This window comes from Microlunatus aurantiacus (genome assembly GCF_039536605.1).
Taxonomy (GTDB): domain Bacteria; phylum Actinomycetota; class Actinomycetes; order Propionibacteriales; family Propionibacteriaceae; genus Microlunatus; species Microlunatus aurantiacus.
Map to the genome: position 1 here is coordinate 41,608 of NZ_BAAAYX010000009.1, position 22,603 is coordinate 64,210.

The window sequence follows — 22,603 nt, forward strand, 5'->3', positions numbered from 1 at the left end:
GGGTGCCTCCGTCCCCGGCTGCTGAGCCAGCCCGCCTTCGTCCCTGACGACCGCCCCTCCCCCGTGGCCCCGGTGCTGCGTGACGAGGTGTTGATCAAGGTCGTCCACCGCCGCCCACCGCCCTCGGTCGGGCGTCGGCTCCTCTCGGCACGACCCCTCTGATCTCGAAGGAACTCACCATGTACGACACCCACCAGCAGGCCCTCGGTCTGTCTTACGCCGTCGACCAGCTCGCGCTCAGCCTCCACGCCGCCAAGGCGGCCGAGCACCAGCAGGCGCTGCGCGAGCAGCGGCTCGAGCGCAGGGCTCAGCGCCGTCAGCGTCGCGCCGACCGGCGCGGCCAGGAGGCCTACACCACCGCCGTCTGACGCGTGGTGACCGACTCCGACGAGTCCGCACGCCACCGGACCGCACCCCGACCACGTCCCCGGCAGCCCACGAGGCCGCCGGGGACGTCGTACGATCCGGGCAGCAGGGGCCGGACGGCAGCGGCGGCCCACCAGCCTGGGAGAGGACGTGCAGGGGTGAGCAGTCGCCTGGAGGAGCTCGCCTGGGAGCCGACCCCGATCGGCGAGGTGAGCCTGCGCCGCCGGAGGGACCCGAGCACCGGGCTCGACATCTTCGAGGTCAAGCTGGGTGAGGAGTACCTGATGTCCAGCCTGTTCACCGTCGCGGAGATCGCGCTCGCCGATCTGGCGCTCGCCCGCCTGACCCGTGCCGGGACGCCGTCGAGCGGCTGGGACGTCGTGGTCGGCGGACTCGGGTTGGGCTATACCGCGGACGCGGTGCTGGCCGACGCCGGGGTGCGCGAGCTCACCGTGGTGGACGCCCTCGAGCCGGTGATCCGCTGGCACCGGGAGGAGCTGGTGCCGCTCGGTCGGCGGCTGGCCAACGACCCCCGCTGCCGGCTGGTGCACGGCGACTTCTTCGCGATGTCGCGGCAGTCCGGTTTCGACCCCGACGCCCCCGACCGTCGGTTCGACGCGGTGCTGGTCGACATCGACCACTCGCCCCGCCACCAGCTCGGAGCCGGCAGCGGCGACTTCTACACCGTGGCCGGCGTGCGGCGCCTGGCCGACCACCTGAACCCCGGCGGCGTGTACGGCCTGTGGTCCAACGACCCACCGGACCAGGACTACGTCGACGTGCTGACGGAGGTGCTCACCGACGTGGTGGCCGAGGTCGTCACCTTCTGGAACCCGCTGCAGGGACGTCCGGCCACCAACACCGTCTACCTGGCCGGCGTCGAGCGCTGACCCCGCGACCCGGGGTCAGGCCGGGTCGCGCCAGGAGTGCTGCGGCATCCAGCCGATCAGCTCGGCGGCCCGCCCGATGGCGTACGCCCCCTGGGTCGGTCCCAGTGGTGCGGTCACCTCGATCTCCGGGGCGTGCTCGGCCAGCAGGTCGGGGATCGGCGCGTCGGCCAGGCTGTCGGCCGCGACGACGTTCAGCGGCACGAACCCGTACGGTGACCGCGCCGCCGCCTCGATCGCGAGCCGGCAGGCCGACGCGGCGTCGCGCAGGTCGACGTACCCCCACAGGCTGCCGAGCTCGTCGTCGAGGTCCCGCGGCCCCGTCCGCTGTCGCGCCATCGCCTCGAGCTGCTGCTCGCGGGTGGCGATCCAGTGGAAGCGGAGCGCGGCCACCGACATGGTGTGCCGACGCGCCATCACGGCCGCGGTCCGCTCGTCGACCTCCTTGGACAGCCCGTAGGGGTCGAAGTTGGTCATCGGGTGGTTCTCGTCGACCGGCACCTGGCGGAACCGGGTCGGCTGCGGCGACCACGCCGTCCCGTACGCCGACCCGCTGGACGCGATCACGGCCCGGCGGATGCCGACCGACCCGGCGGCCTCGAGCGCGGCGAAGGTGGCCCGGGTGTTGTTGACGAAGACCACCTCCGGCAGGTGACCGACCGGCGCCGGGATGGCCGCCAGGTGGATCAGGCCGTCGCAGTCCTCCAGCAGCGGGCGGAGCGGTTCGACCGACTCTCCCTCCCAGGCGTAGGTGGGGTGCGTCGCCTCGGGCGCCACCGACCGGTCGATGCCGACGACCTGGTAGCCGTGCGCGACCAGGTCGTCGACCACGGCCCGACCCAGGTGACCCGACGAGCCGGTGACCGCGATCCGTTCGCTCATCAGCGCCGCCGGGCGTTCCCGAGGATGCTGCGCACGATCTCCTTGGCCACCGAGGAACGCAGCACCTTGCCCACCATGTCACCGGCCTGCTTCCGGTTGCGGGCGGATTCGCGAGCCTCGGCGGCGGCCCGCCGGTCGGCCTCGGCCCGCTCCTTGACCGCGCGCCGCTCGGCGTCGGCCCGCTCCTTGGCGGCCAGCTTCTCGGCGGCGATCCGGTCCCTCTCGGCCTGGGTCGCGGCGGCTGCCGCCTGCTTGGCGTACTCGGCCTGCTGCCTCGCCGACTCCTGGGCCATCCGCTCCTGCTCGGCGGCCTGGGCGCCGGCCTCCACCTTGCGGGTGAGCATCTCGTACGCCGACTCGCGGTCGACCTCCTGGCCGTACTTGGTCATCATGGCCGACTGGGCGATGCCCGGGCGGAGGGACTCGGCCGGGATCGCGGCCATCAACGACTGGGGCGCCAGCATGCGGGTCCAGGCCACCGGGGTGGGAGCTCCGTCGGGGTCCATCACCGTGACGATCGCCTCGCCGATGCCCAGCGACTGCAGCACCTCGGCCAGGTCGTAGTGCGACTTGGGGAAGGTGGCGACGGTCTGCTTCAGCGCCTTGGCGTCGTTCGGGGTGTGCGCCCGGAGCTGGTGCTGGACCCGTGAGCCGAGCTGGGCGAGCACGTCGTCCGGCACGTCCTTGGGCGTCTGGGTGACGAAGAAGATGCCCACCCCCTTCGAGCGGATCAGCCGGACGGTCTGGGTGATCGCCTGCAAGAAGGCCGGCGACGCGCCGTTGAAGAGCAGGTGCGCCTCGTCGAAGAAGAAGACCAGCTTGGGCTTGTCGACGTCGCCGACCTCGGGCAGGTCGGTGAACAGGTCGGCCAGCAACCACATCAGGAAGGTGGAGAACAGCGCGGGCTGGTTGGCCAGGTTCGGCAGCTCCAGCAGCGAGACCACCCCCCGGCCGTCGGCGGTGACCCGCATCAGGTCGGCGGTGTCGTACTCGGGCTCGCCGAAGAAGTCCTCCGCCCCCTGGTCGGCGAAGGTGATGAGGCTGCGCAGGATGACCCCGACGGTGGTGCTGCTGAGACCGCCGATGCCCTTCAGCTCCTCCTTGCCCTCGTCACTGGTCAGGTAGCTCAGCACCTCGCGGAGGTCGGCGAGGTCGAGCAGCGGCAGACCCGCTGTGTCGGCGTAGTGGAAGACCAGGCCGAGGGAGGACTCCTGCGTCTTGTTCAGGCCGAGCACCTTGGACAGCAGGATGGGTCCGAACGAGGTGATCGTCGCCCGCAACGGCACCCCGACGTCGCCCGTGCCCAGGGAGTAGAACTCGACCGGGCAGCCCTGCGGCTGCCAGTCCTGACCGATCTTCTTCGTCCGGGCGGCCAGCTTCTCGTTCGCCTCGCCGGGAGCAGCGATGCCGGACAGGTCGCCCTTGACGTCGGCGGCGAAGACCGGCACGCCGGCCCGCGAGATGGCCTCGGCCAGCACCTGCAGCGTCTTGGTCTTGCCGGTGCCGGTGGCGCCGGCCACCAGACCGTGCCGGTTCAGCATCGACAACGGGATCCGGACCCGGGCCTGCGGCACGGGCGTGTCGTCCTCCATCAGCACACCGAGGTCGATGGCCGGCTCGTCGAAGGTGTAGCCGGTCTGGATGGCGACGACCTCCGCCGACGGCGCGGGGGCGTCGCCGCCGACTGCGGCGCCGGGCCCAGCGGAACCCGCGGGAGCCGGGGGGGCGGGTTCTGCGGCGGCCGGCGGGGCGTACGGGGTGGTCGCGGGACCGGAGTCAGTCGCTTCGTCGGGCCCGTCGTTGCTCTCCGCCATGCCCGAATCGTAATCAGGTCGTGGACCGGTCCGCCCGACCAGGTCGTCTAGGGTGGGCGCGTGATCTTCAAGCGCGTCGGCGACGTACGTCCTTACCCGGACCACGGGTACGTACAGAAGCAGTGGGCCGCCATCGCGCCGCACCAGGTGCGCCTGGACCAGCTCGTGACGACCAAGCGCACGCTGGACCTGGAGGCGCTGCTGGAGGAGGACTCCACCTTCTACGGGGACCTGTTCGCCCACGTCGTGTCCTGGCGGGGCGACCTCTACCTCGAAGACGGACTGCACCGAGCCCTCCGGGCGGCGCTCCAGCAGCGCCAGACCATGCACGCCCGCGTCCTCGACCTGAAGTAAGCCCGCGTCCCGTAGGGTCGAGGATCCGGTGAAGAGGCAGAAGGGAACCCGTCAGTGATCGGTCGAGTGTTCCGGATCGTCCGGACACCCCTGACGCTGCTGATCCTGCTCGGCGTGCTGTGCTACGGCGCCTGGTGGGGCTGGAACAACGTGATCGCCACCGTCCCGCCGCTGCCGCCGGAGCCGTGCGTGCAGCAGTCGCTGCCCAACAGCCAGCTGCGCTCCGGTCAGGTCACGGTCAACGTGTACAACGGCGGCGACCGGCGCGGCCTGGCCGGCGACGTCGGCCGCGCGCTGCGGGACAAGGGCTTCCGGGTGCAGCGCACCTCCAACACCGGTGAGAACATCAAGCAGACGGTGATCGTCGGCTCGGACGCGCGGAACCCCGAGGTCATCCTGGTCAAGGGGTTCTTCAAGGGCGCCACCGTGCGGGCCGACAAGCGCACCGACGGCACCGTCGACGTCCTGGTCGGCGACAAGTACGGCGGCTTCAACAAGAACGCCAAGACCGCCATCGTGGTGAAGACCGCGACCGCCTGCCTCCCCTCCACGCAGACCTCGACCCCGGCCCTGGGCAACTGACCCGTCCGATGGTCCCCGGCCGGCTCACTCCGGGTCCGGTGCGCTCCGTCTCCAGCTGGCCAGTCGACCCTCCCGGCTGAGCAGGGCCAGGCGCCGTTCGGTGAGCTCGCGCTCCGACGTGGGCGTGACGATCAGCAGCTCGTCGCCCACCCTCAGCCGTTCCTGCCCGCGGGGGGCGAACGGGGTCTGGTTGCGGATCACCAGCGTGACCACTGTGTGACGCGGGAGGCGGAGCTCGCTGATCTCGACACCGGCGATCCGGGACCCCGCCGGCACCCGCACCTGCAGCAGGTCGGCCGAGATCATGTCCAGGGGCGCGACCTCGACCTCGACCTCGCGGGCCCGTTCCAGGTCGACCAGGCCGAGCTTGCGGGCGACGAACGGCAGCGTCGGGGCCTGCAGGCAGGTGAAGATGACCACGAAGATCAGCACCACGTCGAACAGGTACGGTGCGTTCGGCACCCCCATGGACAGCGGGACCGTGGCCATGATGATCGGCACGGCACCGCGCAGACCGGCCCAGGACACGAAGATCTGCTGCTTGATGGGCATCCGGAAGGCGGTCGCGGAGAGGAACACCGACACCGGCCGGGCCACGAAGGTGAGGAACAGCCCGGCCGCCAGGGCGATCACCACCTCGCGCAGGTTCAGCCGCTCGGGCACGGCGAGCAGACCAAGCATCACGAACAACCCGATCTGGGCGATCCAGCCGGTGCCCTCGACGAAGGAGCGCGTGGCCCCGCGGTGGGGCAGCTGGGCGTTGCCGAGCATCAGCGCGCAGGCGTAGACGGCCGCGAAGCCGCTGGTGTGCAGCTCGGCGGTCACCCCGTACGTGAAGACGATCCAGACCATCGTGGCCAGCGGGTAGAGACCCGACGCGGGCAGGGCCACCCGCCGCAGCACCTGGACGCCGACCCAGCCGAGCGCCACCCCCAGCCCGATCCCGGCCGCCAGCTCCAGCAGCACCAGGCCGCCCAGCAGCACCGGTCCGTACTCGCTCTGGCCGGTCAGCGCCGCCGACGAGGCCAGCGAGACGAGGAGCACGGTCGGGGCGTCGTTCAGACCGGACTCGGCCTCCAGCACCCCCCGCAGCCGTTGTGGCAGTGGAACGTTGCGCAGCACCGAGAACACCGCGGCCGCGTCGGTCGGGGAGAAGACCGCCCCCAAGAGGATCGCGATCCACCAGTCGAGGCCCAGGACGATGTGCCCGAACAGCGCCATCAGGGCCACGCTGATCCCGATCCCGAGGGTGGCCAGCACCGAGGCCACGCCGATGCTGGGCCGGATGTCGGACCACTTCGTGGTCAGACCGCCCTCGGCCAGGATGATCACCAGGGCCCCGAAACCCAGGGCGTGGGCCAGCTCGGCGTTGTCGAAGTTGACGCGGGTCTGGCCGAGCAGCATGCCGACACCGAGGAACAGCAACAGGGCGGGTAGCCCGAACCGGGTGCCGAGCCGGGCGGACAGGATCGCCACGATGACCACGACGGAGCCGACCAGCAGGATGAGGTCGAGATCGATCACGATCTGCCCCTCCCGGCCGACACGCGGGAGTGTGTGGGACCCCCGATACAGAGCGACCCCGTCCTCACCGAGAACGGGGTGCCGTGTGCAGGGATCTTATCGGTCCCGTCGCCGAGCCAGACCTCGCTCAGTTCCGGCGGGCAGCCGTGGCCGGCGGGTCCGTCGGCAGACCGGAGATGCTGCGCGGGTCCCAGGGCAGCGTCTGCACCCCGCGGGGCTGACTGGTCTGGGCCCGGGCCAGCGCCATCTCGCGCAGATCGGCGTCGACGAAGCGCAGGAAGGACATCCGCCCGTCGGTCACCCGGGCCAGCGTGAGGTACTCGCCGGTGGCGTGCCGCGTCCAGACCACGCCGGTCTGGTAGGTGAACGGTCGGTCCCGCTCGAGCGTGGACCGGCGGCCGTGCTGGAGCGGCCCGATGGTGTCCACCTGCTCCCGCCAGCGGTCGTAGAAGCCCGTGATCTGGGTGGCGTACCCGGCGATCGTGCGCTCGACGGGGTCCCAGTTGGCCACCGCGACCCACAGGTCCTCGTCGGGCAGGGCCTGGCGGTCCTGGATCTTGGTGGCGACGTCGCTGACGATGCTGTCCTTGGCCACGGCGAAGCCCTGGATCATCGCGTTCAACAGGTCCCGGGGCGAGGCGGCCAGCGCCGCCCGCACCACCGGCGGCGCCGCTCGTTTGCCGGCCTCGCCCAGGGTCGAGGCGATCGCCCCCGCCCGGGGCAGGATGCCGAGCGCCACGGCCTGCGTGCCGGCCGCCGCGCTGGCCGGGATGTTGGTGACCATCCGGGTGATGGCGCCGCCGAGCCCGGGAACGACGTAGGTGATGCCGATCGTGATCAGGGCCACGGCCAGCTCGGTGGCCGCCGCCCGCTCGGCCTGGATGCGTTCGTGGACCTGCTGGCAGGCGGCCGCGTAGAGCGTCTCCGCGCTGCTCAGCCGGCTCACCAGCAGGGTGTGCAGAGCGTTGCGCTGGCTGTCGGTGAGGGGGCGGTCGGTGCCCAGGACGACCCGGGCGCGCCGGAGGTCGGCCCCGGTCAGGGTCCGCTCGATGAACGCCGAGACGTCGGGGTCGGAGTTCCGGACCAGCGCCAGCTCCCGGAAGAACGCGTCTCTCCCCTGGTCCCGCCACACACCCGCCAGCCGGTCGGAGAGCACGCTGCGCTGGACCTGGGCGGGCTCGAGCCGTTGCACCTGCAGCGGATCCCGCGCCCGTTCGCCACCGTGCAGGGCCGCGGTCACGGCGCTGTTCCCCGCCGTGCGCTGCAGCCGCACGACGTGCTCGGCCGTCAGGCTCCCCGAGGAGACCGGCGGCGCCGGGGACTCCCCGGCGTCCTGCGGCTCGGCAGCCCCTCGACGCAGCGGGGCGGGGCGGCGGCGCCGATCCGGCTGGGGCAGCCGACCATCTGCAGGAGTCACGGGTCGTCCTGTTCGGTTGCCGGTCACTCTCGTCGCTCGAACCTACAGCCCGGTGTCCGCCGGTCCGGGACCCGTCGGGTGGCGTTCCGGGCACGCGTGGCTGCCCGTCCGGGCAGCGACCCGGTCGCGACGAGCGCGGGGCGGGCGGCCCTGCGCCGGGGTGGCAGCGGCCGTACGGCAGTCGACGTCGGCCGTACGAGACCATCGCCGGCGCCCGCCCCGAGCGACAGAACGCCGGCCCTGCGTGGAGGCAGGACCGGCGATCGGCCGACTGGCGGTGGCGGCGGGATTTGAACCCGCGGAGGGTTGCCCCTCACGCGCTTTCGAGGCGCGCTCTTTCGGCCGCTCAGACACGCCACCGCGGAGGACAATACCCAACCGGGACAGCGCGGACGAAATCCTGCGGCGCCGACGCGGGGCGGGGGGCCTCCCCCGGTCAGCGACCGAAGAAGGACCGCAGCGCCGCACCGCACTCGGTCTCGAGGATCCCGCCGCGGACGTCGGTTCGGTGGGGAAGCCGGGGATCGCGGACGACGTCGAACAGCGAGGCGACGGCACCGGCCTTCGGGTCGTACGCGCCGAACACGAGCCGCTCGATCCGGGCCAGCACCACCGCCCCCGCGCACATGGTGCAGGGTTCCAGGGTGACCACGAGCGTGTGACCCGCCAGTCGCCACTCCCCCTGCCGCTCGGCGGCGCGGCGCAGGGCCAGCACCTCGGCGTGGGCCGTCGGGTCGCCGGTCAGCTCGCGCTCGTTGGCGGCGATCGCCACCACCGTCCCCGTCGGGTCCAGCACGACGGCCCCGACCGGCACGTCCGGGCGGTCCGCACGACCGGCGGCGGCGAGTCCTGCGGCCAGGGCCAGGCGCATTGCGTCGTCCCACCGGCTACCCACGGCGCCGACGCCCCGGTCCGTCGACCGTCAGTCCTGCAGGGCCGTCTCGGCGACCTTGCGGAACTGCGGGCCGATGTTGATCTTGTCGGCGATCTGCATCAGCGCCTGGTCCGACGCCAGGTCGAGGTCGTCGATGATGGTGCCGAGGTCGAAGTCGCTGAGTCCCAGGTCGGCGAACATGCTGAGGTCACCGACCGGCTCGGCCTCGTCGTCGGAGTCGGGCAGCTCCTCGCCCAGCAGGTCGAGGACGTCGCGGGCGATCGGCCAGTCCAGGGCCGCCGTGGCGTCGTTCAGGACGACCTGCACGTGCCGCCCCCGGACGCGGACCGCCACCAGCACCTCCTCGACCAGGCTGACGAAGCCGATCGCACCGGCGTCGCCGGGCAGCCGGCGGAGCTGGACGATCAGCTCCTCCAGGTCGTTGGCCAGGTCGTCGTTCAGCGCGGACACGCTCAGCTGGCCGTCCTCGCGGTAGGCGGCGATGACGAAGTCGATCTCGTCGGCGAGGGCATCCTCCGGCTCGTCGTCGTCGTCGTCGTCGTCGTCGTCGTCGGAGTCGTCATCGTCCGCGTCGTCGGCATCGGAGTCGTCGGACGCGGGGCCGTCGTCCTCGCTGTCGACATCCAGGTCCTCGTCCAGGCCGGGGCGGTTGTCGACGGCATCGTCGGGTTCGAACGACTCGATCTCCTCGTCGTTGTGCTGCGACATGCCACTCCTTCGAAACCACGGCCCGGATGAGCCGTGCCCATCGTGTCAGACAGGACCCAGAACCACGACTCGGATACGAACGGCGTCCGGGGGTCGCTACCGTTCCCCCGTGGACCTGTGCATCGTGGATCACCCGCTCGTCGCCCACAAGCTGACGACGCTGCGGGACGAGCGGACCGACTCACCGACGTTCCGCCGGCTGACCGAGGAGCTGGTCACGCTGCTGGCGTACGAGGCGACGCGAGGCGTCCGCGTCGCACCGGTCACCGTCCAGACCCCGGTCGGCGCGGCGGAGGGCGTGAAGCTGGCCCCACCCCGCCCCCTGGTGGTGCCGATCCTGCGCGCCGGCCTCGGGATGCTCGAGGGGATGACCCGGCTGATGCCGACCGCGGAGGTCGGATTCGTCGGCATGGTCCGCGACGAGCAGACGCTGGTCGCGTCCACGTACGCCGAACGGCTGCCCGACGACCTGTCGGGGCGGCAGTGCTACGTGCTGGACCCGATGCTCGCCACCGGTGGGACCCTCGCCGAAGCCGTCCGCTTCCTGGTTCGTCGGGGCGCCGACCACATCACCTGCATCTGCCTGCTCGCCGCCCCGGAGGGCATCGACCGGATCACTGCGCTGCTGCAGGACCTCGAGGTCCCCTGCACCCTGGTCACCGCCGCCGTCGACGAGCGGCTCGACGAGCGCGGCTACATCGTGCCGGGCCTGGGCGACGCCGGCGACCGCCTCTACGGCGTCGTCTGAGGTCCGCTTGCGCCTCAGACTCGATCTGCTCGGGTTGGTCGGTTCTGCTCGGGCTATAGATCGAGCGAACCCGACGAACCCGAGCAGATTCCCAGCGGTGGACCGGCCGGGCGACGAGCTCGGCGGCCGCCGCTCAGTAGTAGTACGGGAAGCGTGACCAGTCCGGGGAACGCTTCTCCAGGAACGCGTCCCGGCCCTCCACGGCCTCGTCGGTCATGTACGCCAGCCGGGTGGTCTCGCCGGCGAACACCTGCTGGCCGACCAGGCCGTCGTCGATCGCGTTGAAGGCGAACTTGAGCATCCGCTGGGCGGTCGGGCTCTTGGCGCAGATCTTCTCGCCCCACTCCAGACCGACCCGTTCCAGGTCGTCGTGGTCGACGACCTTGTTGACCATCCCCATCCGGTACGCGTCCTCGGCGTCGTAGACGTCACCGAGGAAGAAGATCTCGCGGGCGAACTTCTGACCGACCTGACGGGCCAGGTACGCCGAGCCGAAGCCGGCGTCGAAGGAGCCGACGTCGGCGTCGGTCTGCTTGAAGCGGGCGTGCTCCCGGCTGGCCAGGGTCAGGTCGCAGACCACGTGCAGGCTGTGGCCGCCGCCCGCCGCCCAGCCGTTGACCAGCGCGATCACCACCTTGGGCATGAACCGGATCAGCCGCTGGACCTCGAGGATGTGCAGCCGACCCAGCGCGGCCGGGTCGACGGTCTCGGCGCTCTCACCCTCGGCGTACTGGTAGCCAGCCCGACCGCGGATCCGCTGGTCGCCGCCGCTGCAGAACGCCCACCCCCCGTCCTTGGGCGAGGGTCCGTTGCCGGTGAGCAGCACCGCCCCGACGTCCGAGCTCCTCCGGGCGTGGTCGAGGACCCGGTAGAGCTCGTCGACGGTGTGCGGCCGGAAGGCGTTGCGGACCTCGGGCCGGTCGAAGGCCACCCGCACCACCGGCGCGTCCACCGCGCGGTGGTAGGTGACGTCGGTGAGGTCGAAGCCGGGCACAGGGGTCCAGAGCTGGGGGTCGGGGGTCACGGGGGAACGCTAGCGGGCAGCAGTCGCCGCGGGCCGTCGCCGGTCCGCGCCTCGCGCGACCCGGCCACGTCGGGCCAGCAGCTCCTCACCCACTCGACGGGGTGGGTTCCTGCTCGTCGTGAGCGACCACCTCGACCGAGGAGATCCGACCGGCCCTGCGGAAGATCGCCACCAGGAGCGCCTTCGCGCAGTCCGCGCAGACCGGACGGTTCCCGGGGCTGGCCGCACCCTCGGACACCGACTTGCCGCACAGCGACTCCCCGGGGTCACCGGCACGGTAGAGGTGCGTGTCCTGGCTCCCGCTCGTACGGCACGGCATGTAATGTCCCACGCCGCCACTATCGTCCGGTTCACCCCAGGCTGTCCAGGTTCAGCCGGAGGGCGATCCGGGCCGCCTCGGTGCGGTTGGCCGCACCGAGCTTGGGCAGGATGTTGCTGACGTGCACGCTCGCCGTCCGCTCGCTGATGAACAGAGCCCGGGCGATCATCCGGTTGGTCGCTCCCGTCATGAGCATGGCCAGCACCTCGCGCTCGCGCGGCGTCAGCCCGAGAGAGTCGGCGACCGAGGCAGCCCCGCCGTGTGCGTCGCTCCGGGCGGAGCTGCCGGCGTCAGGGCCGAGACGCAGCCCGCCGACCCGAGCCACCGTGGAGATCTCCTCGATCAGCGGGACGGCACCCAGCGCCACGGCCTCGGCGTGGGCGGCCCGGAGCGCGACCTCCGCGCGGCTCCGCGCCTGCCCCCGCAGGTGCGCGACCGCCAGTCGCAGCGAGCCGTACGCCTGCACGTGCCGCCGTCCGAGGGCGGCGTTGGCCGCCACCACGGCGGTCCACTGCTCCGGGCGGTCGGTGGCGTCGACGCGGTCCGCCTCCGCCTCGACGGCCGACAGCACGGCGGCACAGACCGGTAACGCCGTGCCCGCCGCCGCGTCCCGGGCCACCCCGACGAGCTCGTCCCGGGCGCCGCTGGGGCCGGTCCGACGCAGCGGCACCGTCGTCTCGACCCGGTCGGCCTCCGCCCGCAGGGCGCGCCAGCACGCCTCCATGATCAACAGTGCGTCGTCCTGCTTGCGGAGTCCGGGCAGCGCCTCCGCCAGGACGGCGGCAGCCTCCGCCGGACGGTGGTTCCACAGGTGGTGGTCGGCTTCGGTGATCGCCACGGTGGCGGCGACGTAGGGGTTCTGCCCACCGAAGGCCCGGGCCGACGCGAGCTGCCGGTCCGCCTCCGCCTCGTCGCCGCGTGCCACCGCCACCTCGGCCAGCGAGGCGTGCAGGTGCCCGGCGACTCCCTCCGCCGTCAGGTCCGCGAGGGCGTCGGTGGCCACCCGTACGGCTTCGTCCCAGCGACCGAGCGCCACCAGCGCGTTCACCTGGTTGCTGATCAAGGTCGAGGCGAGGGAGATCACCGGCCCGTACCGGGCGGCGGCGGCGATGCCCTCGGCGGCGGCCTCGGCCAGCTGCTCGAACCGGCAGCCGACCCCGAGGGCGAAGGTCAGGTTCCCGTAGCAGCGGAGCACCAGCTCCAGATCATCCAGGCCGCGAACCTCCGGCAGCAGGAGCGTCAGACCGGACACCGCAGCGTCGACGTCGCCGAGCTGAGCCTGGGCCACCGCCGCCGTGATCGAGGCGTGCAGCCGGATCCGCTGGTCCCCGGTGAGCGTGCTCGCGGCGATGGCCTGCGCCGCCCACTCGGTGGCTGACCGCGCCTGCCCCGTGGCCATGCAGCCCTGGGCGAGGGCCGCCAGGAGAGAGGCTCTGAGGTGATCATCGGCCTGCGGCGGCAGGGCGCCGAGGGCGAGCCGATAGGCCTCGAGCGACGCGTGCATGTCTCCGGTCGCCCACAGCACCTGGCCGCGCCGGTGCGCGACAGTCGCTCGGTCGAGCTCGGTGACGACCAGCCGGTCAGCGTGCTGCAGGCGGAGGAGGGCGTCCTCCGGCCGTCCGCACCACCGGCAGGCCGTGGCCGCCTCGCACAGCACGGTGATCTGCCGGACGCCGCTCACCCGTTCGGCATCGGGCACCAGGCCCCAGATCCGCTCGACGCCCGCGTAGCAGGCGCGCGCATCCTCGTACGCCCAGATCGCCCCGGCGTGCCGGGCCGCCTTCAGCGCGTAGTGCAGCGCCGCGCCGTGGCGCCCGCTCTCCAGCAGGTGGTGAGCCAGCTGGGCCGCCCGGTGCGGTTGGTCGGCCGCGGGACCGGACAGCCAGAAGTCGGCTGCCGCCGTGTGCGCCACCACGCGCTCGCTCGGCAGCGTGTCGGCCACCACCACCTCGCGGAGGAGGGCATGGCGGAACGCCAGGGCGCTGCCGTCGACGCTCAGCAGCCCGCGGCGTACCAGGTCGCGGGAAGCCGCACCGAGACGCTCCGCCGAGCCGCCGGTCGCCCGGACCAGCAGCTCGGGCTCCTCGCAGGCGCCGACCAGGCTGAGGAGCACGAGCAGGGAGCGCTGATCGTCGGTGACCTCGTCGACCGAGCTCAGCAGGACGCCTCGGAGCCGGGCCGGGATCTCGTCGGCGTCGTGGCGGGCCAGGTGCAGAGCGAAGAACGGGATGCCCTGAGCAAGGTCAGTGATCCGGGCGACCTGATGGTCCGACGGCGGATCCGGGACCGACCGGACCAGCTCGCGCACGGCGTCGGCCGAGAGCGCCGCGAGCTCGATGCCGTGCACGCTGGGCAACCGTCGGAGCTCGGCCAGCGCCGAGCGGTCGGGCGATCGGGTGCGGGCGCGCTCGGGCCGCACGGTGAGAACCAGCAGCACCCGGCCCTGACGGAGCCGGCGAGCGGTGAACGCCAGCAGGTCCATGCTCGCCTGGTCCACCCAGTGCACGTCCTCCACGACCAGCATCGTCGGGTGCCGACCGCTCACGGTGAGGAGGAGATCGACGACCGCGGCGTACAGCCTGGTCGCTGCGAGCCCGGAGTCCGACGAGGTCCCGGGTGCCTCCATCCGCAGTGGACCGAGCGCCTGCCACGTGGACGTCGACGCCAGGGAGGGCAGCTCCGGTGCCTCACCGACGAGGTGGGCCAGCATCTCCGAGACGGGACCGTACGGCAGCCGACCGCCGCTGACCGGCGAGCAGACACCGGTCGCCACCACGAACCCGTCGGCTCGTGCACGGCTCGCCAGCTCCCGGACCAGGCGGGTCTTGCCGATGCCGGCCTCGCCGCTGATGATCATGGCCTGCGGCGTACCCGCCGCCACCGCGGCCAGAGCAGTGAGCCCCGAGGCCAGTTCCGCAGCACGCCCGACCATGGGTTCCCGCGGAGCCGTCGACCTCGGGCCAGCCATTCCTCAGCATGGCATGCGGCCACCGGCGACACGACCCGGATCGTGTCGCCGGCAGCTGCTCGGTCGGACGCGCCGGCTCACGCGTCCGTGTAGGTGACGATCAGCTCGCTGATCTGGGCCGAGCCGGGCTCGTCGTCCGGGACGAACACCCGGAGCGTGTTGACCCCGCCCGTGCCGGCCCTGAGCACTCCGTGATCGAAGATCTCGGTCATCGTCCGGTTGACGGTGGTGTTGTAGCTCAGGTCCACGATCTCGGTCCCGTTCAGCTCCATCACCAGACGGGTGCCCGAGCTGCCGACCGGGGCCACCCGGTAGGACAGGTACGGACGCGTGTGGACGAAGGTGCTGCTGGACAGACCCGGCACGTCGAACGTGATCTCGACGTCCCGGTCGCCCGACGACGTCGGCAGGGTCGTGGTGCCGTCCTGGAGACTGCGGTGGTTGCTGGACATTTCTCCCCCTGTGGGTGGTGCCGCCGGCCTCTCCGGCGACTGGGTCAACGGTCGCAAGACCGGCCCGGGAAGTCCTGAGGAGAATGACGTAGCTGCGCGGGACGCCGCACTCAGATCGGAGGCGCCGGGCGCTCACAGCCAAGCGTGCGGCACCCGCCTACCGAACGCGCCCGTCTCGCAGTTCCCGGTGGAGCACGACAGTCGCCTCCTCCGCCCGCGCCCGCCGGACCTGCCAGGCCACGTAGCCGATGAGACCGGCCGCCAGGGCGAGGCTGCCGGTGGTGGCGGCGACGGGTGAGATCTCGTACAGGTGCGACAGCGCCGCCCAGGTGAGGAGACCGACGGTGGCGTAGAGCACGGCCCAGAGCAGCCCACCGACGACGAGCGCCGGGAGATAGCGGCGCAACGGCATCCGGCCCACCCCGGCAGCGAGATTGGCCAGGGTCTGGAAACCGACGGTGAGGAAGGAGAACACGACGATCGGTGCTCCCCAGCGCGCGACCAGCTGCTGCGCCCGGACGAACCTCGGCGTGTCGACCAGCCGCTGCACCCGTGCGTTCCGGCCGGCCCCCGAGCGTGCGGCCCGGCCGAGCGCGTACGTGCCGCCGGCGCGCAGCAGCACGATGACGAAGAGCGCACCGACCGCCAGCGGGAAGGGCAGACCGCGGAAGAACTCCACGTCAGGTCTCGGTCCGGCTGGTCACCTGGCCAGTCTAGAGACGCAGGTCAGGGTGCCCTCACTCATCGGGACGGAGCCGGCACCGCGCAGCGGGCCCTCGCCGGCGAGAACCGGGTCCGGGCGTGATTGAGGGGCGTACCCCGGACTCCTCGGCCCCGTCCGAGTCGCCCCCACCGGGCACGCCCCCCAAGCTCACGGCCACGGACGAATCCCCTGCGAAGGAGAGCTCCCCCGAACACATCGACCCGCGACTCCACCGAAGTCTTCCGTCCGGCAGGGGACCCCGACCACGGACAAGGGTCGGACAATCCCGTGCGGCCCGGCAAGCACGGGCACTAAGGTGAGGCTCACAGCGGGGCCGACGAGGTGGGTGCGGGTGAGCACGTTCGGAAGCGAGCTGCGGTGGTACCGCCAGCGGGCGGGGATGTCGCAGGAGAGCTTGGCCACGCGCGCCGGTCTGAGCCCGGAAGCGGTCTCGCTGCTGGAGCGCGGCCGGCGCTCGCCCCGGATGACCACCCTCAGCCTGCTGGCCGATGCCCTGCGCCTCGCCGGAGCGGAACGGGAGCGGTTCTTCGCCGCCCTGTTGCCGGCCCCTCCGGTCCCCCCGACCCCCCGGGCCACCCCGTCGCTCGAACCACCCACCTTCGCCGACCCGCTGCTGGGCCGAGACCACGACCTCGACGCCATCCACGCGTTGTTGGCGGACCACCGTCTGGTCACCCTGACCGGCCCGGGAGGCGTGGGCAAGACCCGGTTGGCGGCGGTTCTCGCCACCGGCGCCACCGGCTACGCCGACGGCGTGCGCTGGCTGCCGGTCCCGGGAGTCTCCCAGAGCACCGACCTGATCCCGGCCCTCGCCGCCGCCCTCGGCGTGACCGGTGACCCCGATGTCGACCTCACCACCCTCGCCGAGGCCCTCCGCACCCGCCGCCAGCTGCTCGTGGTCGACGGAGCCCAGCACCTGCTGGACGCGGCCCGCGAGCTGATCCAGGTGCTGGTCGCCTCCTGCCCTGACCTCGTCTTCCTGGTCACCTCGCGGCATCAGCTGCAGGTCCCCGGCGAGGCCGTCCTGACCGTCCGACCTCTCGCCGTGCCCTCAGCCCGCGCCCACGCCCGGGAGGTCACCTCCTCACCGGCGGTCCAGCTGTTCTGGGACCGTACGGGACTGGCGTCGCTGGGTCCCCCCACGGCGGCCCAGAACGCCGCCGCGGCGCGGATCTGCCGACGGCTCGACGGTCTCCCGCTGGCCATCGAGCTGGCCGCCGCCCGGGCCCGGGTGATGTCGGTCAGCTCCCTGGCCGACGCCCTGGACGACACGGTCGGCCCGCTGCTCGAACCGGGCGGCGAGCCCGACGACGGACTGGTCGACCGGGTGGTCGGCTGGAGCTACCGGCTGCTCACCCCGCCGGAGCAGCTGGTGCTCGCCCGGCTGTCGGTGTTCATCTGGTTCAGCCACGAGTCGGCGGCAGCGGTCTGCGGTGACGTCCACACCCCGCTCGAGGTGCTCGACGCCTTGACCTCGCTGGCCGCGAAGTCGTTGGTCAGCCGCATGTACGAAGCCGAGGAGCCGACCCGGTTCGTGCTGCTCCGGCTGGTGCGCGAGTTCGCGCGCGGTCAGCTCGACGCGGCCGGCGAGACGGCCCTGGTCCGCCGCCGGCACGCCGACTACGTGACCGAGCTGACCGCCGAGGCCGCCACCCACCTGTCCTCGGTCGACTCCGAGCGGTGGCTCCGGACCCTCGATGCCGAGTCCGGCAACATCCGGGCGGCGGTGGACTTCCTGACCACCACGGACCCCGAGGCGGCCCTGCGGCTGGTCCGGCACCTGTGGCGCTGGTGCTACCTGCGGGGTCGCTACACCGAGGGTCGGACCTGGATGCGGGGCGCCCTGGCCGCCGGCGCCGACGCCCCGGCCGAGCTGCGGGCCCCCGTCCTCGCCGGGGCGGGCATGCTGTCCTTCCTGCAGTGCGACTACGAGGTGGCCCGCGGCAAGCTGACCCAGGCCCTCACCCTGTACGAGCAGCTGGCCGACGACGAGGGGACGGCCTACTGTCTGACCCGCCTCGGCTCGATCGCCCGGGAGCTCGGTGACTACGACGTCGCCGAGGCCCAGCACCGCCGGTCGCTGGAGATCGCCGAGCGGATCGGCGACGAGCAGCTGATCGCGACCGAGCTCAACTACCTGAGCTTCGTGGCCTGGTTGCGCGGTGACCTGGACGCCTCGGACGCCCTCGGCGACGCGGCCATGCACCGACTGCGCCGCGGCGGCGACCAGGAGCAGATCGCGTGGGCGCTGATCAACGGGGGGGTCACGGCCCGCTACCGCGGCGACCTGGTCGGCGCGGAGATCCTGTTGCACCAGGCGTACGAGGTGGGCGAGCAGAACGGCTTCGCGGAGGGGATCGCCTGGACGCGCAACCAGCTCGGGGCGGTCGCCCGGCTCTCCGGTCAGGTGCAGGCCGCCCGGGACCTGCAGGAGGCCGCCCTCCAGGGGCACGCGCGGATCGGGGACCGGTGGCGGATGTCCAGCGTCCACGACGAGCTGGCCGCCATCGCCGCGCTGGCCGGCGACTTCAGGACCGCCGCGGCTCATCTGGGGACGGCCGACCGGCTGCGAGCCGACATCAGGACCCCCGTGCCGCCGGTCGAGCGCGCCGACCGTGACGCCACCGTCACCGCCACCCGGGACGCCCTGGGCTCGGCCTACCGGGCGGCAGCCATGGCCGGTCTGCTGGGCGACGGGTAGTGGCGGCGTGAGGAGGCCCTGGTAGACATGGCTGCTATGCCTGACTGGACCCGGTACGCCATCTTCTGGGGAGTGTTCCCGCTCGGCTTCACCGGCGCCGAGGACGTCCGCGACGACCTCGACCGTCCGGCGGTGCACCGGCTGCGGCGGCTGATCGGGTGGTTGGACCATCTCGTCGCCCTGGGCTGCAACGGCCTGCTGCTCAATCCGCTGTTCGCGTCGATGAGCCATGGCTACGACACCCTCGACTACTTCCGGATCGACCCCCGGGTCGGGGACGACGAGGACTTCGACGCCCTGGTCGCCGCCTGCCACGAGCGCGGCATCCGGGTGGTGCTGGACGGCGTGTTCAACCACGTCGGACGCGGCTACCCCGGTCTCGACGAGGTGCTGGAGCGGGGCGCGGAGGCGCCGGCCGCACACTTGTTCAAGCTGCACACCGACGGCGACCGGGTCGACGTCGAGGTGTTCGAGGGTGAGCAGCAGCTGGTCGAGCTGAACCACGGCGACGCGGGTGTCCAGCAGCTGGTCCGCGACGTGATGCTGCACTGGCTGGAGCGCGGCGTCGACGGGTGGCGTCTGGACGCGGCGTACGCGGTGCCGGCGCAGTTCTGGGCCGCCGTCGTCCCCGCCGTCCGCGAGCGCTTCCCCGACGCCTGGTTCCTGGGCGAGATGATTCACGGCGACTACGCCGGCTACGCGGCGACCGCCGGTCTGGACAGCATCACCCAGTACGAGCTGTGGAAGGCGATGTGGTCCTCGATCGAGAACCAGAACTTCTACGAGCTCGAGCACACCCTGGGCCGCCACGCCGAGCTGTGCGAGCGGATCGTGCCGTTCACCTTCCTGGACAACCACGACACCACCCGGGTGGCCAGCCAGATCGGCGACCGGCGGCACTGGGGGCACGCCATCGCGTTGCTGCTGTTCCTGCCCGGGATCCCGTGCCTCTACTACGGCGACGAGCTCGGACTGGCCGGGGTGAAGGAGCAGCGGCTGGGTGGCGACGACGCGATCCGACCGACCATGCCCGAGCAGCCCGACCAGGTCGAGGGCACCAACGCCGGGGTGCTGGAGCTCTACCGACGGCTGATCGCCTTCCGCCGCCGGACCCCGTGGCTGACCGACGCTCGGATCGTGTCCAGCGACGTCAGCAACACCTACCTGCAGATCACCGCCACCGCTCGGGACGACGCCGCCGGCGAGCGGCCGCTGACCCTGGTGCTGAATCTGGCCGACCGGGCGGCCGGGGTGCCCGAGGGGGCCGAGGTGATCGAGACCAGCCACCCCGACCAGCCCCACCACGTCGCCGCGCACGGCTGGGCCATCGCCCGGAGCTGAGGGTCAGTCCGTTGCGTATGGCCAGGAGATGGTCAGCCGCAGGGGTTCGGGGTCGCTCGGTGCGTTGTGCCAGATCTCCCGCGGCGGCCCGACCGGCGTACGGCCGCTCGCGGTGATCCAGGCGTGCACCTCGTCGTAGAGCGCGAGGATGTCGGGGAAGTCGGTCTCACGGCCCTCGGCGAGACGTTCGGCCACGTGTCCTCCGGCCAGCCGGTAGCTGCGCAGGTCGCTGCCCGGGTCCGGGGAGACCTCGGCCCCGAGCAGCTGGTCGACGGGCACGGCGATCTCCAACGGTCCGTCCGACTCGTCGGTGACGGGGGCGTGGAAGATGCCGAACGCGTCGCCGGTGACGGTCAGGCCGGCGCTCCGGGCGACCTCCCGCAGCCGCCGGGCCTCGCCGCTGATCACCTGGTCCATCTCGTCGGGCCGCATCCGTCGCAGCACGCTCAGCACGGCACGGTCGCTCTCGACCCGGGTGGACGGTTCGGACATGGTGGACTCCCCTCGCAGGTGGTGCCGGGCTCGGTCGAGCACGGTCAGGTTGACCTCGGCCCGCTGGCGGGCGGCATCGACCGCACGCTCCAGCAGGACCGGCCGCTCCGCCGCCGGCGCCCCGACGATGTCGGCGATCCCGTCCAGCGACAGATCGGCCGATCGCAGCAGGGCGATCAGCCAACCGGTCCGGATCTGGTCTTCGGCGTAGTAGCGGTACCCGTTGGTCGGGTCCACCCGCCGCGGAGGCAGCAGCCCGCGATCGGCGTAGATCCGCAGCGCCTTGGCCGACAGCAGCGTCTCCTGGGCGAACCGGCCGGCGGTGATCAGCTGATCACCGCTCGGCGGTCGGGTCGAGGTCATGACCCCACTCTGGGGCTCGCCCCTGGGGCGAGGTCAAGCACCTGTTCGGAAGGGATCGCTCAGAGCTCGACGGTCCTGTTGGTGGCCACGTCGGGCCGGTCGCCGGTGATGATCGCCTTGGCGTACTTGATCAACGCGACCGGCTTGGGGCTGTCCATGGTCCAGTACTCCGCGGAGTCCGCGTGCACTTTGAGCAGAGCGACAGTGGGGTCCTCCCGGCCCTGCTCGAACCAGGCCGCGGCGTGCGCGTTCCAGAGCTCGTCGATCATGGCCTGGTCCCGGGTGACGGTGGCCGTGCCGGCGATGGAGAGGTAGTCGTCGCCGGACTGCAGGCTCACGTTGACGTGGGAGTCGGCCGCGATCTCCTCGGTCTTGGACGACGGGTCCATGGTGAAGAAGTAGAGGTCGCCGTCGAAGTCGCGGTCCTGGATCGCGAGGGGCCGGCTGAGCAGGCGGCCGTCCGCCCCCGTGGTGGTGACGAAGGCGAAGCGGGCCTTGGAGATCAGCTCGCCGACGCGCTCGAACTCGGTGGTGTCATCAGTCATGCTCCGACCGTACTCGGTCGGTGTTTACGCGGTAAGCGGGCGGATCACTCCAGACCCAGACTCGTCAGGGAGGCGTGCAGGGTGCTGGCCGACCGATCGAGCCAGCGGGTCTCCTGCTCGTCCATGGGGGTGTCGAGGACCCGCTCGATCCCCCGGGCGCCGACGATCGCGGGCACGCTGAGCGCGACGCCGTCGATGCCCCGGTAGCCGTGCAGCACCGTGCTCACCGGCAGCACCGCCTTCTCGTCCCGCAGGACCGCTTCGACGATCCGGGCACCGCTGAGCCCGATCGCGTAGTTGGTCGCGCCCTTGCCGGCGATGATCTTGTACGCCGAGTGCACCACCTCGTCGTGGATGGTGGCGCGGACGTCACCGGAGAACAGCCGCGAACCCCCATCGTCCCTCCACTCCCGCAGCGGGACGGTGCCGATCTTGGCCTGGGACCACAGCGGGAACTCGGTGTCGCCGTGCTCGCCCAGCATCATCGCGTGGACGCTCTGCTGGGACACCCCGCTGCGCTCGGCGATCAGCCACCGCAACCGGGCCGAGTCGAGCACGCAGCCCGAGCCGAAGAGATGACCGTCCGGGAGACCGGAGATCTGGGCGGCCGCGACGGTGAGCACGTCGACCGGGTTGCTGACCAGGAGGTAGACCGCGTTCGGTGCCTGCTCGAGCAGGCGCGGCATCAGGGTCTCCAGGATCGCGACGTTCGTGCCCGCCAGCTCGAGTCGGGTCTGCCCCGGCTTCTGCTTGGCTCCGGCGGTGATCACCACCACCGACGCCCCGGCGACGCAGGAGATGTCGCCGCCGCCCGACACCCTCGAGGTGCCGGTGAACTGCGTCCCGTGTGCCAGATCGAGCACCTCGGCCTCGGTCTTGGCGGCGTCGATGTCGTACAGGATCACCTCGGACGCGGACCGACGGATCAGGGCGGCGTACGCCAGCGAGGTGCCGACACTGCCGGCGCCGACCACGGCGAGTCGCGAGATCAGGCTCATGGGTTCGATCATCCCGGACGCGACCGGCCGGGCGTACGTCGACCGCTCTGGCCGCCGCCCCGGTGCCTGGCTCTACACTCAGGACCCGCAGATCGACGACGAGGAGCCCCGATGAAGCTGAAGACCCTGGTAGTGGCCGCCGGCGCAGCCGCGGTGGGCTACGTGCTCGGCACCAAGGCCGGCCGAGCCCAGTTCGAGCAGATCAAGGCCAAGGCCGACGACTTCGCGCACGACCCGCGGGTGCGGTCCGGGGTGTCGTCGCTGGCCGGCGAGGTGAAGAAGAACGCCGACAAGCTGCCCGACCCGGTCGCCGGTGCGGTGCGCGCGGCGGCCGACGCCGTGCAGTCGGCCACCGCGGACGAGCCGCAGGTCGGTCACCGGTCCGCCGGGATCTGAGCGACGGCCCGGGGGCGGGTTCCTCGGGAGCCGGGTTTTCCGACCACGGACGGCTCTGGCCCCCGCCCGGCACCATCCGGTGCCGGGTTCTCCGACCACGGAC

22 protein-coding genes and 1 tRNA gene are annotated in these 22,603 nt (G+C 72.2%); 8 read left to right on the forward strand and 15 right to left on the reverse strand.

Annotation, left to right across the window (positions count from 1 at the left end; genetic code table 11):
- The first annotated feature begins 179 nt into the window (after positions 1–179).
- Positions 180–368, forward strand: coding sequence for a hypothetical protein (locus ABD714_RS11780; RefSeq protein WP_344812548.1), 189 nt, complete (start codon positions 180–182; stop codon positions 366–368).
- 156 nt (positions 369–524) lie between these two features.
- Entirely contained in the window at positions 525–1,256 is a 732-nt protein-coding gene (locus ABD714_RS11785; protein ID WP_344812549.1) for a spermidine synthase family protein, read from the forward strand.
- A 15-nt stretch (positions 1,257–1,271) separates the two neighbouring features.
- On the opposite strand, the gene ABD714_RS11790 is transcribed toward ABD714_RS11785, so the two are convergent.
- Both ABD714_RS11790 and ABD714_RS11795 read right to left on the reverse strand, forming a co-directional pair.
- Positions 1,272–2,135: an NAD-dependent epimerase/dehydratase family protein gene (locus tag ABD714_RS11790; protein WP_344812550.1), complete on the reverse strand. Its 864-nt coding sequence runs from the start codon at positions 2,133–2,135 to the stop codon at positions 1,272–1,274.
- Positions 2,135–3,949, reverse strand: coding sequence for a helicase HerA-like domain-containing protein (locus ABD714_RS11795; protein WP_344812551.1), 1,815 nt, complete (start codon positions 3,947–3,949; stop codon positions 2,135–2,137). The genes ABD714_RS11790 and ABD714_RS11795 overlap by 1 nt, the downstream gene beginning before the upstream one ends.
- A gap of 60 nt (positions 3,950–4,009) precedes the next feature.
- On the opposite strand from ABD714_RS11795, the gene ABD714_RS11800 reads away from it, so the two are divergent.
- Both ABD714_RS11800 and ABD714_RS11805 read left to right on the forward strand, forming a co-directional pair.
- Positions 4,010–4,303 (forward strand): type II toxin-antitoxin system VapB family antitoxin, encoded by a 294-nt coding sequence (locus ABD714_RS11800; RefSeq protein WP_344812552.1) that lies wholly within the window; start codon positions 4,010–4,012, stop codon positions 4,301–4,303.
- 54 nt (positions 4,304–4,357) lie between these two features.
- On the forward strand, positions 4,358–4,885 hold the full coding sequence (locus ABD714_RS11805; protein ID WP_344812553.1) for a LytR C-terminal domain-containing protein: 528 nt from the start codon (positions 4,358–4,360) through the stop codon (positions 4,883–4,885).
- A 24-nt stretch (positions 4,886–4,909) separates the two neighbouring features.
- Here the strand turns inward: ABD714_RS11805 and ABD714_RS11810 are convergent, their stop codons facing one another.
- The 5 genes from ABD714_RS11810 to ABD714_RS11830 all read right to left on the reverse strand — a co-directional run bounded on the left by ABD714_RS11810 (position 4,910) and on the right by ABD714_RS11830 (position 9,429).
- Positions 4,910–6,409, reverse strand: a complete 1,500-nt coding sequence (locus ABD714_RS11810; RefSeq protein WP_344812554.1) for a potassium/proton antiporter — start codon at positions 6,407–6,409, stop codon at positions 4,910–4,912.
- 127 nt (positions 6,410–6,536) lie between these two features.
- Positions 6,537–7,826, reverse strand: coding sequence for a hypothetical protein (locus ABD714_RS11815; protein WP_344812555.1), 1,290 nt, complete (start codon positions 7,824–7,826; stop codon positions 6,537–6,539).
- 272 nt (positions 7,827–8,098) lie between these two features.
- Positions 8,099–8,186: transfer RNA gene (locus ABD714_RS11820), tRNA-Ser, on the reverse strand.
- Between the two features lie 76 nt (positions 8,187–8,262).
- Positions 8,263–8,697 carry a nucleoside deaminase gene (locus ABD714_RS11825; RefSeq protein WP_344812556.1) on the reverse strand — a complete coding sequence of 145 codons (435 nt, stop codon included), beginning with the start codon at positions 8,695–8,697 and terminating at the stop codon, positions 8,263–8,265.
- 51 nt (positions 8,698–8,748) lie between these two features.
- Positions 8,749–9,429 carry a tRNA adenosine deaminase-associated protein gene (locus tag ABD714_RS11830; protein WP_344812557.1) on the reverse strand — a complete coding sequence of 227 codons (681 nt, stop codon included), beginning with the start codon at positions 9,427–9,429 and terminating at the stop codon, positions 8,749–8,751.
- Between the two features lie 109 nt (positions 9,430–9,538).
- On the opposite strand from ABD714_RS11830, the gene upp reads away from it, so the two are divergent.
- On the forward strand, positions 9,539–10,177 hold the full coding sequence (gene upp, locus ABD714_RS11835; protein WP_344812558.1) for a uracil phosphoribosyltransferase: 639 nt from the start codon (positions 9,539–9,541) through the stop codon (positions 10,175–10,177).
- 133 nt (positions 10,178–10,310) lie between these two features.
- On the opposite strand, the gene ABD714_RS11840 is transcribed toward upp, so the two are convergent.
- The 5 genes from ABD714_RS11840 to ABD714_RS11860 form a co-directional block, all read right to left on the reverse strand.
- Positions 10,311–11,201, reverse strand: coding sequence for a 1,4-dihydroxy-2-naphthoyl-CoA synthase (locus ABD714_RS11840; RefSeq protein WP_344812559.1), 891 nt, complete (start codon positions 11,199–11,201; stop codon positions 10,311–10,313).
- A gap of 85 nt (positions 11,202–11,286) precedes the next feature.
- A complete protein-coding gene (locus ABD714_RS11845) occupies positions 11,287–11,532 on the reverse strand; it encodes a hypothetical protein (protein WP_344812560.1) in 246 nt (81 codons plus the stop codon).
- A gap of 19 nt (positions 11,533–11,551) precedes the next feature.
- Entirely contained in the window at positions 11,552–14,488 is a 2,937-nt protein-coding gene (locus tag ABD714_RS11850; protein WP_344812561.1) for an ATP-binding protein, read from the reverse strand.
- A 77-nt stretch (positions 14,489–14,565) separates the two neighbouring features.
- Positions 14,566–14,940, reverse strand: a complete 375-nt coding sequence (locus ABD714_RS11855; RefSeq protein ID WP_344812562.1) for a hypothetical protein — start codon at positions 14,938–14,940, stop codon at positions 14,566–14,568.
- A gap of 157 nt (positions 14,941–15,097) precedes the next feature.
- Entirely contained in the window at positions 15,098–15,619 is a 522-nt protein-coding gene (locus ABD714_RS11860) for a DedA family protein (protein WP_344812563.1), read from the reverse strand.
- Between the two features lie 376 nt (positions 15,620–15,995).
- On the opposite strand from ABD714_RS11860, the gene ABD714_RS11865 reads away from it, so the two are divergent.
- Together ABD714_RS11865 and ABD714_RS11870 are read left to right on the forward strand one after the other, a co-directional pair.
- Positions 15,996–18,365 (forward strand): ATP-binding protein, encoded by a 2,370-nt coding sequence (locus tag ABD714_RS11865; protein WP_344812564.1) that lies wholly within the window; start codon positions 15,996–15,998, stop codon positions 18,363–18,365.
- A 27-nt stretch (positions 18,366–18,392) separates the two neighbouring features.
- Entirely contained in the window at positions 18,393–19,706 is a 1,314-nt protein-coding gene (locus tag ABD714_RS11870) for an alpha-amylase family glycosyl hydrolase (RefSeq protein WP_344812565.1), read from the forward strand.
- A gap of 3 nt (positions 19,707–19,709) precedes the next feature.
- Here ABD714_RS11870 and ABD714_RS11875 read toward each other — a convergent pair whose 3' ends face one another.
- The 3 genes from ABD714_RS11875 to ABD714_RS11885 are packed head-to-tail and all read right to left on the reverse strand — an operon-like array spanning position 19,710 to position 22,104.
- Positions 19,710–20,561, reverse strand: coding sequence for a MerR family transcriptional regulator (locus ABD714_RS11875; protein WP_344812566.1), 852 nt, complete (start codon positions 20,559–20,561; stop codon positions 19,710–19,712).
- A gap of 59 nt (positions 20,562–20,620) precedes the next feature.
- Positions 20,621–21,106: a pyridoxamine 5'-phosphate oxidase family protein gene (locus ABD714_RS11880; RefSeq protein WP_344812567.1), complete on the reverse strand. Its 486-nt coding sequence runs from the start codon at positions 21,104–21,106 to the stop codon at positions 20,621–20,623.
- Positions 21,107–21,150: 44 nt separating this feature from the next.
- Entirely contained in the window at positions 21,151–22,104 is a 954-nt protein-coding gene (locus ABD714_RS11885) for an L-lactate dehydrogenase (RefSeq protein WP_344812568.1), read from the reverse strand.
- Between the two features lie 111 nt (positions 22,105–22,215).
- On the opposite strand from ABD714_RS11885, the gene ABD714_RS11890 reads away from it, so the two are divergent.
- Positions 22,216–22,500 carry a hypothetical protein gene (locus ABD714_RS11890; protein WP_344812569.1) on the forward strand — a complete coding sequence of 95 codons (285 nt, stop codon included), beginning with the start codon at positions 22,216–22,218 and terminating at the stop codon, positions 22,498–22,500.
- Positions 22,501–22,603: the final 103 nt, after the last annotated feature.